This window comes from Actinocorallia herbida (genome assembly GCF_003751225.1).
In the GTDB taxonomy this organism is placed as follows: domain Bacteria; phylum Actinomycetota; class Actinomycetes; order Streptosporangiales; family Streptosporangiaceae; genus Actinocorallia; species Actinocorallia herbida.
This window is the reverse complement of sequence record NZ_RJKE01000001.1, coordinates 8,452,399-8,466,511: the sequence shown is the minus strand read 5'-3', so window position 1 is coordinate 8,466,511 and position 14,113 is coordinate 8,452,399. Positions and strand designations below refer to the sequence as shown.

Genomic DNA, 14,113 nt, shown 5'->3' with positions numbered 1-14,113 from the left:
GGCTTGGCGTGAGCTTGGGACGTTCCGGGGGCCGTCAGGAGTCCGAGGTGCCGACGCCGATGCCGAACTCGCGGTAGACCCGCTCCCAGAACCCGTCGCGCAGCCAGGTCCGCGCCTCCTGGTAGGGCCGCAGCGACCTGCCGAGGATCTTCTCGGCGTCGATCAGCAGCTCCTTGTCGATGACGGGCGGCAGGATCGGCCCCGGCAGCAGGTCGCGGATGTTGTCGCGGCCCCGCTCGAACACCCACTTCTGCGCGACGTGCTCGCCGACCTCCAGCATCGCGCCCCGGTCGGGCCCGAGCTTGCTCTCGGTGGCCTTGGCCTCGCCGGTCCTGAGGTCGGCGCCCCTGCTCTCCAGCGACTTGGCCTCGATGGCCTTCCCGGCCGAGCCGACGGCCGCGGCCGCGGTGGACGGCAGCGGGGGCCGCACGGGCGGCGGCGGCGCGACCTTGCCCGCGAACACCTGCGACGGCGAGGGCACCGCCGGACGGCTGGTGGACGCCGCGACGGCCGGGGTGGCGGCCTCCCCGCCCGGGAGCAGTCCGGCACGGGCGAAGTAGGGCCGCACGAAGTCGGCCGGCAGCACCTCGACGGTGTCGGACTCCCACACCAGCCATTCGGCCTGGTTGGAGCCATGGGTGGGCTCCACGCCCCACAGGTGGACCCGCACGCCGTAGCTCTGCGCCGCCTCGACGGCGGGGAGCATGTCCTCGTCTCCGGCGAGCAGGACCGCGTCGGTGATCGCACGGTGCCGGGCGAGCGATTCGAGGTCGGCGCGCAACTGGGCGTCGACGCCCTTCTGCTGACCCTGCGCGTTGAGGTTGCCGAGGCGCAGTTTCACCAGCGGGAGGTTGGCGATGACGCGCTGCTCGACCGTCGGCTGCTTGCGGGGGGCGGCGTCGAACCAGTAGAGCCGCAGGAGTTCGCCGTTGATGCGTTCGTCGGCGTGCGCGGTGAGCGCCTTGATGAGCTTTTCCGCGAAGACCCGGTACTCGCGCCGGGAGGACGCTTCAAGAAGAAGGGCCCCAGAAGCGGCATAAAGGTAACCCGCATCGACAAAAACGGCATAGCGGGCAGGTTGCGGGAGAAACTCGGAGGCAGCCATGGGAACCCCACCTTAAAGGCACCGAGCCTTTCCGAGGAGCTACTTGAGACCGCCTTTTCGAGTGCCGCGCGGGGGCGCCGGAGCGCCCCCGCGAAGGCTCAGCGCGGCAGCGCGCTCGCCCGCCACGCGCCGGGACCCGCCTGGACCGGCCCGCGGACCAGGCGCGACCTGTCCGTCCACACCGACCCGCGGCGCGCCGGGGCCGCGGCGGGGGCCGTCGCGCGGGCGGAGACGACCGCGATCAGCGCGGCCACCTCCTCCGGGGTCGCGTCACCCTTGATGACCTGAAGAAACGGTCTTTCACTCATGAAACGTCCCCTTGTTGTCCCTCGGCCTGAGGCGCGTTACAGCGGGATGTTGCCGTGCTTCTTCGGCGGCAGCGTCTTGCGCTTCTCCCGCAGGGCCCGCAGCGCCTTGATGACGTGCGCACGGGTCTCCGAGGGCATGATGACCGCGTCCACATACCCGCGCTCGGCGGCGATGTAGGGGTTGGCCAGCGTGTCCTCGTACTCGGTGACGAGCTCGGCGCGGCGCGCGTCGGCGTCGTCGGCGGCGGCGAGTTCACGGCGGTACAGGATGTTCACCGCGCCCTGCGCGCCCATGACCGCGATCTGCGCGGTCGGCCACGCCAGGTTGACGTCGGCGCCGAGGTGCTTGGAGCCCATGACGTCGTAGGCGCCGCCGTAGGCCTTGCGGGTGATGACCGTGATCAGCGGGACGGTCGCCTCGGCGTAGGCGTACAGCAGCTTCGCGCCGCGCCGGATGATGCCGTTGTACTCCTGGTCGGTGCCGGGCAGGAAGCCGGGCACGTCCACGAAGGTCAGGACGGGCACGTTGAAGGCGTCACAGGTCCGGATGAACCGGGCGGCCTTCTCCGAGGCGTCGATGTCGAGGCAGCCCGCGAACTGCATCGGCTGGTTGGCCACGATGCCGACGCTGCGGCCGTCGACGCGGGCGTAGCCGACCACGATGTTCGGCGCGAACAGGGGCTGGACCTCCAGGAAGTCCCCGTCGTCCACGACCGACTCGATGATCGTCTTCATGTCGTAGGGCTGGTTCGCCGAGTCCGGGATGATCGTGTCCAGCTCGGGCACGGTGTCCAGCTCGGCCGCCTGCTCGAACTCCGGCGCCTCGGACATGTTGTTCGAGGGCAGGTAGGACAGCAGCGCCTTGACGTAGTCGATCGCGTCGGTCTCGTCGGAGGCCATGTAGTGCGAGACACCGGACTTGGCGTTGTGCGTGTGCGCGCCGCCCAGTTCCTCGAACGTCACCTCCTCGCCGGTGACCGTCTTGATCACGTCGGGGCCGGTGATGAACATGTGCGACGTCTGGTCGACCATGACGATGAAGTCGGTGAGCGCGGGGGAGTACACGTGGCCGCCCGCGGTCGCGCCCATGATCAGCGAGATCTGCGGGATGACGCCGCTGGCGTGCACGTTGCGCTTGAAGATCTCGGCGTAGAGGCCGAGGGCCACCACGCCCTCCTGGATCCGCGCGCCGCCGCCCTCGTTGATGCCGACGATCGGGCAACCGGTGCTCAGCGCCATGTCGAGCATCTTGACGATCTTCTCGCCGTAGACCTCGCCCAGGGATCCGCCGAAGGCCATGACGTCCTGGGAGAACACGCACACCTGACGGCCGTCGACGGTGCCGTAGCCGATGACCACGCCGTCGCTGTAGGGGCGCTTCTTCTCGAGCCCGAACATGGTGGACCTGTGCCGCGCGAACTCGTCGAACTCCACAAAGGAGCCTTCGTCCATCAGGGCGTCGATCCGCTCGCGAGCGGTCATCTTGCCCTTCGCGTGCTGCTTCTCCACCGCGGCGGCCGACCCGGCGTGCACGGCTTCGTACCTGCGTCGCTCAAGGTCGGCGATTTTTCCCGCCGTGGTGTGGATGTCGATCTTTTCGACCGGGGGTTCAACCGCTTCCATCGCCATGGGCGAAAGAGTAACCAGTCACTTGTCAAACCCGGTGCACCGGGGTATGTGACCGCGCCCGAACCCCGCTCGGTACGGGTGCCGGACCGAATCCGGGGATCCGGGAGAACCCATTGGTATAGACCAATTGATTCCTCTGTAGGATGCCGATCGTGACCGAGAACCTTGCTACCCAGATCAGAGTGGACCTGCCCGAGGAGTTGCGCGCGGACGTCCGGCTGCTGGGCGCCCTGCTCGGCCATGTGCTCGTCGAGTACGGCGGCCAGGGCCTCCTCGACGACGTCGAACGGCTGCGCCACGCCGTCATCGGGGCCCGCAAGGGCGAATCCGCCCAGCGGGAGAAGGCCGCCGAGGAGATCATCTCCTTTGTGGCGGCCTGGCCGATGGAACGCGCCGAGCTCGTGGCCCGCGCCTTCTCCGTGTACTTCCACCTGACCAACCTCGCCGAAGAGCACCACCGCATCCGGACCCTGCGCGAGCGCGACGTCGAGGGCGGCGCCCCGCAGCGCAGCTCGGTCAAGGCCGCGGTCGCCGAACTCGCCGACCCCGTCGAGGCCGTCGCCGGGCTGGAGTTCCGCCCGGTCTTCACCGCGCACCCGACCGAGGCCCGCCGCCGCGCCGTCGTGACCTCGCTCACCCGGGTGAGCGACCTGCTGCACGAGTACAACAGCCCGGCGCGCGGCTACAGCGAGAAGACGGACCTGCGCCGCCGCCTGCGCGAGGAGATCGACCTCCTCTGGCGCACCGCCCAGCGCCGGCACGAGGCGATGGACCCGCTCGACGAGGTCCGCGTCGCCCTCGCCACCTTCGACGAGACGATCTTCCGGGTGATCCCGGCGATCTACCGCTCCCTCGACATCGTGCTCAAGGGCCAGGGCAGGACCGAGGCCGACGAGCTCGACGTCGCCGGGGCCGAGCCGCCCCTCGCGCCCGCCTACGTCAGGTACGGGAGCTGGATCGGCGGCGACCGCGACGGCAACCCGTTCGTCACCGCGCAGGTCACCCGGCAGGCGCTGAAGATCCAGTCGCAGCACGTCCTCATCGCGCTGGAGAACGCCGCCACCCGCATCGGCAGGCAGCTCACGGTCAACCAGAGCACCACCCCGGCCTCCGCGGCCCTGCGCAACGCCATCGCGGCGGCGCGCACCGCGCAGCCCGAGGCGCTCGCCGAGCTCGCCGCCCGCTCGCCGGGCGAGCCGCACCGGCAGTACCTGCTGTACGCCGCCGAGCGGATCAAGGCGACCCGCGAGCGCAACGCCGACCTCGGCTACGCGGGCCCCGAGCAGCTCCTCGACGACCTCGTCCTCATCCAGGACTCCCTCGCCGAGGTCGGCGCGCCCCGGCAGGCCTACGGCGAGCTCCAGCACCTCATCTGGCAGGTCGAGACGTTCGGCTTCCACCTCGCCGAGCTGGAGATCCGCCAGCACTCCGCGGTCCACGAGCGGGCCCTCACCGAGGTCAGGCGGGGCGGCGCCCTGTCGGCCGAGACCGAGGAGGTCCTCGACACCCTGCGCGTCATGGCGTGGGCGCAGAAGCGCTTCGGCGTCTCGTCCTGCTCCCGCTACATCGTGTCGTTCTCCCGGTCGGCCGCCGACATCGCCGCCGTCTACGAGCTGGCCGAGTCCCTGGGCGACGCCGCGCCGACCCTCGACGTCGTCCCGCTGTTCGAGACCGGCGACGACCTCCAGCGCGCGGTGTCGGTCCTCGCCGAGGCCATCCGGCTCGTCCCGGTCCAGCGGAGGCTCGGCCAGACCGGGCGCCGCCTGGAGGTGATGCTCGGCTACTCCGACTCGGCCAAGGACATGGGCCCGGCCAGCGCGACCCTGCTGCTGTACGACACCCAGGAGGCCCTGGCCCGCTGGGCCGAGGAGAACAGCATCACCCTCACCCTCTTCCACGGCCGCGGCGGCTCGCTCGGCCGCGGCGGCGGCCCGGTGAACCGCGCGATCCTCGCCCAGCCGCCCGGCTCGGTCGACGGCAGGTTCAAGGTCACCGAGCAGGGCGAGGTCATCTTCGCCAGGTACGGCCACCCCGAGATCGCCAAGCGCCATGTCGAGCAGGTCACCAACGCGATCCTGCTGGCCTCCACCCCGGCCGTCGAGCGGACGGTCCAGGAGGCCGCCGCCCGGTTCCGGCCGCTGGCCGACCGGATCAGCGACGCCGCGCACAAGGCGTTCCGCGAGCTCGTCGAGACCGACGGCTTCGCCGAGTGGTTCTCCCGGGTGTCGCCGCTGGCCGAGATCGGCGAGCTGCGGATCGGCTCCCGCCCGGCCCGCCGCACCGGCGCGTCCTCCCTGGACGACCTGCGCGCCATCCCGTGGGTGTTCGCCTGGACCCAGACCCGGGTGAACCTCCCCGCCTGGTACGGGCTCGGCTCCGGCCTCGCCGCCGTCGCCGACGACCCCGACCTGCGCGAGGCGTACGCGTCCTGGCCGCTGTTCAACGCGATGATCGACAACGCGGAGATGTCGCTGGCCAAGACCGACCGGCCCATCGCCGTCCGCTACCTGGCGCTCGGCGGCCGCGACGACCTCGCCGACACCGTCATCGCCGAGTACGACCGCACCCTGGAGCTGGTCAAGAGCGTCACGGGGCACCGCCGCCTGCTGGAGAACCGCACGGTGCTCTCCCGCGCCGTCGAGCTCCGCAACCCCTACGTCGACGCCCTCAGCTACCTCCAGCTCCGCGCCCTCAAGACCCTCCGCTCCGGCGAAGCCGCCGAAGCCGACCTCACCCGCCTGGAGAACCTCCTCCTCCTCACCGTCAACGGCGTCGCCGCCGGCCTCCAGAACACCGGCTGACCCGTTCGGCGCACCGGGTGACGTGCCCGACACTCCGCAGGTTCCGCGCGTGGGGTTTGATGGGGGGCATGGGAGCGTACTCCGACCTTGATCGGCCGCCGTTGAACGAGCGCGCGCTGAATCGCGTGCTGGCTCGGGAGGGCGCGTTCTGGCGGGAGATCCGGGTGCTCGACGAGACCGGGTCCACCAATGCCGATGTGGCGGCCCTCGCGCGTGAAGGCGCGCGCGAGGGCGTCGCGGTGGTGGCCGAGGCACAGCGCGCGGGACGGGGCAGGCTGGGCCGTGACTGGGCGGCGCCGCCGCGGTCGGGGCTGATGTTCTCGGTGCTGCTGCGGCCCGGATCCGCGGTTCCGCCCGCGCGGCTCGGCTGGATCCCGCTGCTGACCGGCGTGGCCGTCGCGACGGCCGTCAGATCGGTCACCGGGCGGGCCCAGGCCGGGGAGTTCGGCGAGGCCACCGGCGAGGAGGTGGTCGAGGCCGGGCTGAAATGGCCCAACGACGTCCTGGTCGGCGACCGGAAGCTCGCCGGGATCCTCGCCGAGAAGGCCGACGACGCCGTCGTCGTCGGGGTGGGGCTGAACGTGTCCCTGCGGGCCGAGGAACTGCCCGTCCCGACCGCGACGTCCCTGCTGCTCGAGGACGCCGCGGTCACCGACCGTGAGACCGTGCTCAAGGCGATCCTGCGGGAGCTGGCGCTGCGCTACACCGAGTGGCGCGCCGCCGACGGCGACCCCGAGGGCAGCGGGTTGCGCGCGGCCTACCGGGATCTGTGCGGCACGCTGGGCCGCGAGATCCGGATCGAACTGCCCGGTGGGACCGCCGAGACGGGCCAGGCCGTCGACGTCGACGCCGAGGGCAGGCTCGTCGTGGAGCCGTCCGGCGCGGGGCGGGCGGGCGCGCGCGCCTACAGCGCGGGCGACGTTGTCCATGTCCGGAATCCGAGACCTGCGGGACACTAGTGACAGCCATCACATAGCCTGTTCGTCGCATTGGGGCTGATCAGCCGCGAGATCGGGGAGTGACGGGGAAATGTCCGGGCGAGAACGGGAGGTGCGGGAGCTCGAAGAGCTCCTGCTCGGCGGTGAACTGAGGTTCACCCGCCAGGACGCCGTCCGGGAGACGGGCTTGTCCGCCGAGTTCACCGAGCGGCTGTGGCGCTCGTTCGGCTTCGCGAGCCCCGGGGACGGCGTGCCGGCCTTCACCGAGGGCGATCTCTCGGCGCTGCGCCGGATCAAGGGCCTGCTGGACCGGGGGAGCCTCGGCGACCGGACCGAGGAGCTGGTGCTCGGCCAGGCCCGCGCGTTCGGCCAGACGATGGCGCGGCTCGCCGAATGGCAGAGCGGCCTGCTGCGCGGCGCGGGGCTCGACTCCTCGGTGCTGAACGAGCAGTTCCTCGGCCATCTGGAGCCGCTGCTGCTGCACGCGTGGCGGCGCCAGCTCGCCGCGGCGGGGGCGCGCGCCATGGCGTCGATGTCGGAGGACGGGGAACTCGCCTCGCGGCCGGTCGCGGTCGGGTTCGCCGACATGGTCTCCTTCACCGCGATGAGCAAGGAGCTGAACGAGTTCGAGCTGGGCCGGGTCGTCGAGCGGTTCGAGACGACGGCCGCCGACATCGTCGCGGCGTACGGCGCCCGGCTGATCAAGACGCTCGGCGACGAGGTGCTCTACGCGGCCGATTCCGCGGCGACCGGGGTGCAGATCGGCATCGACATCTCCGAGGCGGTCCAGCGCGAGACCGAGGTCCCCGACGTCCGGGTAGGCATGGCCTTCGGGCCGGTGCTGCCGCTCATGGGCGACATCTTCGGGACCACGGTGAACCTCGCGTCCCGGCTCACCTCGATCGCTCGACCGGGCACGCTCGTCGCCGACGAGGGTCTGGCGAAGGAGCTCCAGGGAGATTCTTCCTATGAATTGGTCCGGATCGTGCGTAGACCCGTGCGTGGCCTGGGGATCATCCAGCCGTACGTGGTGCGCCGGTCCACACCGCGATGACAAACTTGAGGACACACGGAGTTTGTTATCCGTTCACCTTCAAGGGGGATGATTCACCATCATGGCTGCGAATCCAGGACAAATCCCTCACGGTGACTACCTTCCCGATGACCGGTTCCTGGACCGCGAGGAGAGCTGGCTGAGGTTCAACCAGCGGGTCCTGGAACTCGCCGAGGACACCGACCTGCCGCTGCTGGAACGCGTCCGCTTCCTGTCGATCTTCGCGACCAACCTCGACGAGTTCTTCATGGTCCGCGTCGCCGGTCTCATGCGCCGGATGGCCACCGGCCTGGCCGTGCGCTCGGCGTCCGGAAGGCAGCCCCGCGAGGTCCTGGAGCGCACCGCGGTCGTCGCGCACGAGCTGATGCTGAGGCACGCGGCCTGCTTCCGCGGCGACATCCTGCCCGCGCTCGCCAAGCAGGGCATCGAGATCCTGCGCTGGGACGAGCTCGCCGACACCGAGCGCGAGAACCTGAGCCGGATGTTCCGCGAGCGGATCTACCCGGTGCTCACCCCGCTCGTGGTGGACTCCGCGCACCCCTTCCCCTACATCTCCGGCCTCTCGCTGAACCTCGCCGTCGTCGTCCGCGACCCCGAGACCGAGGCGCGGCTCTTCGCCAGGGTCAAGGTGCCCGAGGTGCTCCCGCGCCTGCTGGAGGCCTCGCCGGACAGGTTCGCGCCGCTGGAGGACGTGATCGCCGCGCACCTCACCCAGCTGTTCAACGGGATGGAGATCGTCGAGCGGCACGCCTTCCGGGTCACCCGCAACCAGGACCTCGAAGTCGACGAGGACATCACCGAGGACCTGCTCCAGGCGCTGGAGAAGGAACTGCTGCGGCGGCGCTTCGGCCCGCCCGTCCGGCTCGAGGTGGAGGAGTCCATCTCCGCCGAGGTCCTCGACCTGCTCACCGAGGAGCTGGGCGTCAGCGAGAAGCAGGTCTACCGGGTCCCCGGCCCGCTCGACCTGGGCGGGCTCAGCCTCATCGCCGACCTGGACCGCTCCGAACTGAAGTACCCGCCGTTCGTGCCGTCCAAGGCCGCGCTGCCGTCCGAGGGCACCATCTTCGCGGCCCTGCGCGAGCGCGACGTGATCGTGCACCACCCGTACGACTCGTTCACCACGAGCGTCCAGCGGCTCATCGAGGAGGCCGCCGACGACCCCCGGGTGCTCGCGATCAAGCAGACGCTCTACCGGACGTCCGGCGACTCGCCCGTCGTCGACGCGCTCATCGCCGCCGCCGACGCGGGCAAGCAGGTCGTGGTCGTGGTGGAGATCAAGGCGAGGTTCGACGAGTCGGCGAACATCGAGTGGGCGCGCAAGCTCGAACAGGCGGGCTGCCACGTCGTCTACGGCTTCGTCGGCCTGAAGACGCACTGCAAGCTCGCCCTGGTCGTCCGGCAGGAGCCCGACGGCAGCCTGCGGCGCTACTGCCACATCGGCACCGGCAACTACCACCCGAAGACCGCGCGGCTGTACGAGGACCTCGGCCTGCTCACCGCGGACCCGGAGGTCGCCGAGGACGTCACCGAGCTGTTCAACCACCTGACCGGCTACTCGCGCAAGGTCAGCTACCGGCAGCTCCTCGTCGCGCCGAACACCCTGCGCAGCGGCCTCGTACTGCGGATCGAGCGGGAGATCGGGCACCACCGCGCCGGTCGTCCCGCGCACATCAGGTTCAAGTGCAACAGCCTCGTGGACGAGGTGCTCATCGACGCGCTCTACCGGGCGTCCCAGGCGGGGGTGCGGGTCGACGTCTGGGTCCGAGGAATATGCGCACTGCGTCCCGGTGTGCCGGGTATGTCGGACAACATCAGGGTGCGCAGCGTCCTCGGCAGGTTCCTCGAGCACTCCCGCGTCTACGCGTTCGAGTGCGGCGGCAGCCCGGAACTGTGGTTCGGCAGCGCCGACCTCATGCACCGCAACCTCGACCGCCGCGTCGAGGCGATGGTCCGGGTCAACGACGTCGGCCATCGCGACGAGCTGATCCGCTTCCTCGACAAGGGCATGAACGACGACACCGCGTCCTGGCGGCTGGACGGCGACGGCGACTGGACCCGGTACACCGGTGCCCCCGACAATCCGGCCACCGACATCCAGACCCACCTCATGCGGACCCGGCGCTGGAGAACCGTGGATGGCGGCTGACCCCTCGGTCCGCACGGAGCCGACAGTCCGCGCCGCGGGCGCCCTGCTGTGGCGGGAGGACCGCGGCGGCTTGGAGGTGGCCCTGGTCCACCGCCCCCGCTACGACGACTGGAGTTTCCCCAAGGGCAAGGCCAAGCAGCACGAGCACCTTCTGCGCACGGCGGTCCGCGAGGTCGCCGAGGAGACGGGCGTGACACCCCGGCTGGGCCCGCCCCTCCCGTCGGCGCGCTACACGGTGAACGGCCGCGCCAAGCGGGTCGACTACTGGGCCGCCGAGGTCGCCGCGGAGGCGGCCTTCAAGCCCGACCACGAGGTCGACGAACTGGTGTGGGCGCCCGTCGCCGTCGCACTCGGCCTGCTCTCCCACGAGCACGACGCGGCGCTCCTGCGCGCGTTCCTGGCCCGGCCGCGGCACACCCGCCCCGTCATCCTGCTGCGGCACGCCTGCGCGGGGGAGAAGCGCTTCTGGCACGGCAGCGACCTGCTGCGCCCGCTGGACGCCAGGGGCCGCTGGGAGTCCACCGCGCTCACCCCGCTGCTGGCCGCCTACGCCCCCGGCCGAGTCGTCTCCTCGGGGACCGCGCGCTGTGTCGAGACCGTCCTGGACTACGCGGTCTCCCGCGGCCTGCACGTCGCCACCGAGCCCGCCTTCACCGTCGGCGCGCCCGACCCGGCGCGTGCCGACCCCGCCGCCCGCTTCGCCGCGCTCGCCGCGGACAGCCCCGACGGCCTGCTCGTCTGCACGCACGGTGAGACCCTCCCCGAGCTCCTCGCCGCCCTGCCCGGCGCGGCCCCCCAGCCCGCCACCCTTCGCAAATCCGCCTTCTGGGTCTTCCATCTCGACGCGGGCCAGACCCCCCAGGCCATCGAGCACCACAGCCCCCACCTCGGCTGACGCCCGGGGGCGGCCGGCCCGCGAAGCCGTCGTCCGCGCGGCCCCGGAGGGTCAGCTGAGGACGGGCAGGACGGTCGCCTGAGCCGTGGCGTAGGCGTCCTCGATCTCGCTGAGGGCGGCGTCGGCCTCGCTGCGTTCGCGGCCGTAGAGCGCGCCCAGGACGAAGGCCTGCTCAAGGGCGTCCGGGGTGGCGGTGGTCGGCCGCCGCTCACGCAGGAACTCCTGGGCGAGGATGCCGTCCTGGAAGCGGCCCAGGACCTCCTGGAGCGCCTTGGCGGCCTTGGAGACGGTCTTGGCGTCCTTGCCGAGCGCCTCCCGGGTCGCGTCGGCGGTGTACCTGGCGCGCTTGGCCTTCTTGCGCGTCTCGTGCCGTGCCTCGTCGGCGAGCTCCGGGTTCTCCGCCGCGGCGATCCCGGCGTGCGCCTCCTGGACGCGCCGCCAGGCCCGGCGGATCAGCCGGGGCAGCTCGGTGTCGGCGGGCCGCACCGCGCGAGGGGTGAACGGCGGGGCCGTCAGCAGGTGGTCGAGGGAGTTCAGCAGCGCGAAGTACCGCTCCCCGGACAGCGCCTCGCGGATCGAGTCGTAGCCCGCGCCCTCGCGCTCCTTGATCTCGGCGAGCCAGCCCGGCTCGCTCTCCGGGGCGACGGGCAGTTCGGCGATGCGCTCGCTGAACCGCGCGTACAGCACCTCGGCGTCGCGGACCTCGCCGAGCACCTCGGCGAGCCAGCGCAGCTCCGGCTGGAGCGGATCGGTCAGCTCGCGGTCCAGCAGCGGCCGGGCGCTGGCCAGCACGCTGCGCAGCCGCCGCGCCGCCACCCGCATCTTGTGGACCGCGTCGAACTCCTCAAGGCGCACCTTGGGGTCGTTGCCGAGCAGCTCGGCGATCTGGACGGTGAGATACCGCATGATCGCGTCGCCCGCCCGCGCGCCGTCCCAGGTGGGCGGCTTGGTGATCGCCGGAGCGAGCAGCCTGCCGAGCTTGGAGGAGCTGGCCGAACGCCGCGCGCCCGCCTTGAGCAGCTGCTTGCCGACGTCGGCGAGGAGCTTCGGGGAGCCGGAGACGAGTTCGATCTCGATCTCCCGCCACGCCGACGACCCGGGAGATCCCGCGACGACCCCGGTGACGTGGTCGTCGGCGAGTTCGGCGAGCACCTCGCCGGCCGCGGAGTACAGGTCGCGGGTGGTGCGGATCGTGGTCAGCGTCGCCACCGGCTTGAGTTCGCCGCCGCGCGCGTAGGCGGCGACGAGGGAGGCGAGCTCCTCAGGAAGGTCGTCCTGCGGCGGGGCCCGGAATTCGCGCTTGGCGTCGGGCCCCGCTGGCAGTTTCAGGTGCCAGCCCGCGTCATGACCGCCGGTCCGGCGGCGGAGGGTGACCTTGCGGGCGGCGAGCCGCAGCTCGTCGGTGTCGTAGTAGACGGCTTCCAGCTCGTGGGTCTCGGGCGGGCCCGCGGTGACGGGACCGCCGAGCTCCGGCAGGGCGAACCCGGCGTCGGCGTCGAACTTGAGCTCGATCTCCAGGTGCTGCGCCATGCCCCGGCACCCCTTCCGTTCGGCCGTACGCGTGAATCTTCAGGATGTCACGCGGACATAACGTTCGGGAAGGGCGCGCCGATCGGTGCCGGACGTCGGTCAGTGCCCGTTGTCGTCGGTGAAGCGCTGGATGTACAGCGGCTCGCCGAGCTTGTTGAGCAGCTCGAGCTCGGTCTCGAGGTAGTCGACGTGGCCCTCTTCATCCTCGAGGATGTGCTCGAAGATCCGGGCCGAGGTCACATCGCCCTTGGCGCGCATCGTGTCGATGCCGCCGCGCAGCCGGACGATGGCCTCCATCTCGATGGTCAGGTCGGCCTCGAGCTGCTCCTTGATCGTCTGGCCGATCCGGAGCGGGTTGAGCTTCTGGTAGTTCGGGAGCGCCTCGAGGAAGAGCAGCCGGTCGGTGAGGACCTCGGCGTGCTTCATCTCGTCGATGGACTCGTCCCTGGTGTGCTTGGCCAGGAACTTCAGACCCCAGTTCTCCTGCATCTTGGCGTGCAGGAAGTACTGGTTGATGGCCGTAAGTTCCGCGGTCAGCTGCTCGTTGAGCAGCGCGATGACTTCCTTGTCGCCTTCCATGGGAACATCCAAGCACGAAGTCCAGGCAGCACAAAGCGCCCGATCGCGTGTCTGCGAACGGGTTGCGGCCTCCGCGGGGGTCAGGCTGCCGGGTTCCTCACCTCCCTGACGGGCCGTCCGAACCGGCGCGCGGGGGCGGCGGGAAGCTCGGGCCGGGTGACGGTCTCGGCGGGCAGCGCCTCCTCGGCGGGGACCAGGTCCGCCGCGGGAGCCTCCGCGGGCACCGAGTCGTCGTCCGGCACGGAGTGCAGCGTCGCGGGGCCGCCGGTCATCGCGTCCAGCAGCTCGTTCGCGGTCTTCCACTCGCTGAGCATCGCGCGGATCCGCTTGGTGCAGGTGCCGCATCCCGGCTTCATGCCGCAGCCGTCCTTGACCTGCCGCGTGTTCTGCGCGCCGGAGGCGAGGCAGGTGTGAACCGCTTCCTCGGTCACCGCGTTGCAGACGCACACGTACATCGGGCTGATTCCTTCGGCCGGGGTGGCAGGGGGCCCGGAAGGTCCGCCTTCGGGCCGAAGCCCTCTGGAGGCCCTACCGGTTAGGTTAGGCACCCCTAAGTTACAACACGTCCCACCGGTCTGGCCAGCCTGGGCCGGGGGGAAATTTCCGGGGAAGGGTGTTCCGGTCCTGCTCAGGGCCGGTTCCGAGGGCGTCGCGCGGGCCGTCCAAGGGCCGTCAGGGCCTATGGAGAAGGCGTTCTCGCGCTTGCGACAGGGCGTCGTCCGCGCTCGAGTAGGCGCGCGAGATGAGCACCCAGACGGAGAGAAGTGCGAGTGAGGCCGAGACGAACGGGAGCGCGAGGTCCGACGGGTACCGGGTCCATCGGCCGCTCACCGGCTCGCTCGTCACCGGCAGGCCGACACTCTGCGTGAGCAGCCAGGCGATGATCGTCAGAACCCCGTTGACGAGGGCGTACCACCAGATGCGCGCCCGCGGCTCGGCCATGAAGCCGACCACCCCGGCGAAGTCGATCACGCAGCTGAGCAGCAGGAAGACCCCGACGTACGCGCCCAGGTGGAAACCCTCGGGGAGGCTGAGGAAGTGGATGCCCGCCGTGAGGAAGAACAGCCCGGCTCCTGCGCCGCGGGCGATGTCGGGTGAGGGCCGCACCATCCGCGACATGGCCGGTTG

At 71.0% G+C, this 14,113-nt stretch carries 12 protein-coding genes; 5 read left to right on the top strand and 7 right to left on the bottom strand.

From position 1 onward, the window contains the following. Positions 1 to 34 precede the first annotated feature (34 nt). The 3 genes from EDD29_RS38420 to EDD29_RS38410 form a co-directional block, all read right to left on the bottom strand. Positions 35 to 1,105: an NYN domain-containing protein gene (locus tag EDD29_RS38420; protein ID WP_123669095.1), complete on the bottom strand. Its 1,071-nt coding sequence runs from the start codon at positions 1,103 to 1,105 to the stop codon at positions 35 to 37. Between the two features lie 98 nt (positions 1,106 to 1,203). Further along, on the bottom strand, positions 1,204 to 1,413 hold the full coding sequence (locus EDD29_RS38415) for an acyl-CoA carboxylase subunit epsilon (RefSeq protein ID WP_123669094.1): 210 nt from the start codon (positions 1,411 to 1,413) through the stop codon (positions 1,204 to 1,206). 36 nt (positions 1,414 to 1,449) lie between these two features. After that, positions 1,450 to 3,042, bottom strand: a complete 1,593-nt coding sequence (locus EDD29_RS38410) for an acyl-CoA carboxylase subunit beta (RefSeq protein WP_123669093.1) — start codon at positions 3,040 to 3,042, stop codon at positions 1,450 to 1,452. Positions 3,043 to 3,194: 152 nt separating this feature from the next. On the opposite strand from EDD29_RS38410, the gene EDD29_RS38405 reads away from it, so the two are divergent. From EDD29_RS38405 to EDD29_RS38385, 5 genes are all read left to right on the top strand, one after another. Then, positions 3,195 to 5,843 carry a phosphoenolpyruvate carboxylase gene (locus tag EDD29_RS38405; protein ID WP_246053219.1) on the top strand — a complete coding sequence of 883 codons (2,649 nt, stop codon included), beginning with the start codon at positions 3,195 to 3,197 and terminating at the stop codon, positions 5,841 to 5,843. Positions 5,844 to 5,911: 68 nt separating this feature from the next. Continuing rightward, a complete protein-coding gene (locus EDD29_RS38400; protein WP_246053218.1) occupies positions 5,912 to 6,802 on the top strand; it encodes a biotin--[acetyl-CoA-carboxylase] ligase in 891 nt (296 codons plus the stop codon). Positions 6,803 to 6,872: 70 nt separating this feature from the next. Continuing rightward, a complete protein-coding gene (locus EDD29_RS38395) occupies positions 6,873 to 7,835 on the top strand; it encodes an adenylate/guanylate cyclase domain-containing protein (protein ID WP_123669090.1) in 963 nt (320 codons plus the stop codon). Positions 7,836 to 7,896: 61 nt separating this feature from the next. Beyond that, complete coding sequence (locus tag EDD29_RS38390; protein ID WP_123669089.1) at positions 7,897 to 9,981, top strand: RNA degradosome polyphosphate kinase; 2,085 nt, start codon at positions 7,897 to 7,899, stop codon at positions 9,979 to 9,981. Continuing rightward, positions 9,971 to 10,876, top strand: coding sequence for an NUDIX hydrolase (locus EDD29_RS38385; RefSeq protein WP_123669088.1), 906 nt, complete (start codon positions 9,971 to 9,973; stop codon positions 10,874 to 10,876). The genes EDD29_RS38390 and EDD29_RS38385 overlap by 11 nt, the downstream gene beginning before the upstream one ends. Positions 10,877 to 10,927: 51 nt before the next feature. Here the strand turns inward: EDD29_RS38385 and EDD29_RS38380 are convergent, their stop codons facing one another. The 4 genes from EDD29_RS38380 to EDD29_RS38365 form a co-directional block, all read right to left on the bottom strand. Beyond that, positions 10,928 to 12,406 carry a CYTH and CHAD domain-containing protein gene (locus EDD29_RS38380; RefSeq protein WP_123669087.1) on the bottom strand — a complete coding sequence of 493 codons (1,479 nt, stop codon included), beginning with the start codon at positions 12,404 to 12,406 and terminating at the stop codon, positions 10,928 to 10,930. Positions 12,407 to 12,505: 99 nt separating this feature from the next. Continuing rightward, positions 12,506 to 12,997: a bacterioferritin gene (gene bfr / locus EDD29_RS38375; protein ID WP_425455000.1), complete on the bottom strand. Its 492-nt coding sequence runs from the start codon at positions 12,995 to 12,997 to the stop codon at positions 12,506 to 12,508. 68 nt (positions 12,998 to 13,065) lie between these two features. Beyond that, entirely contained in the window at positions 13,066 to 13,440 is a 375-nt protein-coding gene (locus tag EDD29_RS38370; protein WP_123669085.1) for a (2Fe-2S)-binding protein, read from the bottom strand. A 217-nt stretch (positions 13,441 to 13,657) separates the two neighbouring features. Then, on the bottom strand, positions 13,658 to 14,104 hold the full coding sequence (locus EDD29_RS38365) for a hypothetical protein (protein WP_123669084.1): 447 nt from the start codon (positions 14,102 to 14,104) through the stop codon (positions 13,658 to 13,660). Positions 14,105 to 14,113 lie beyond the last annotated feature (9 nt).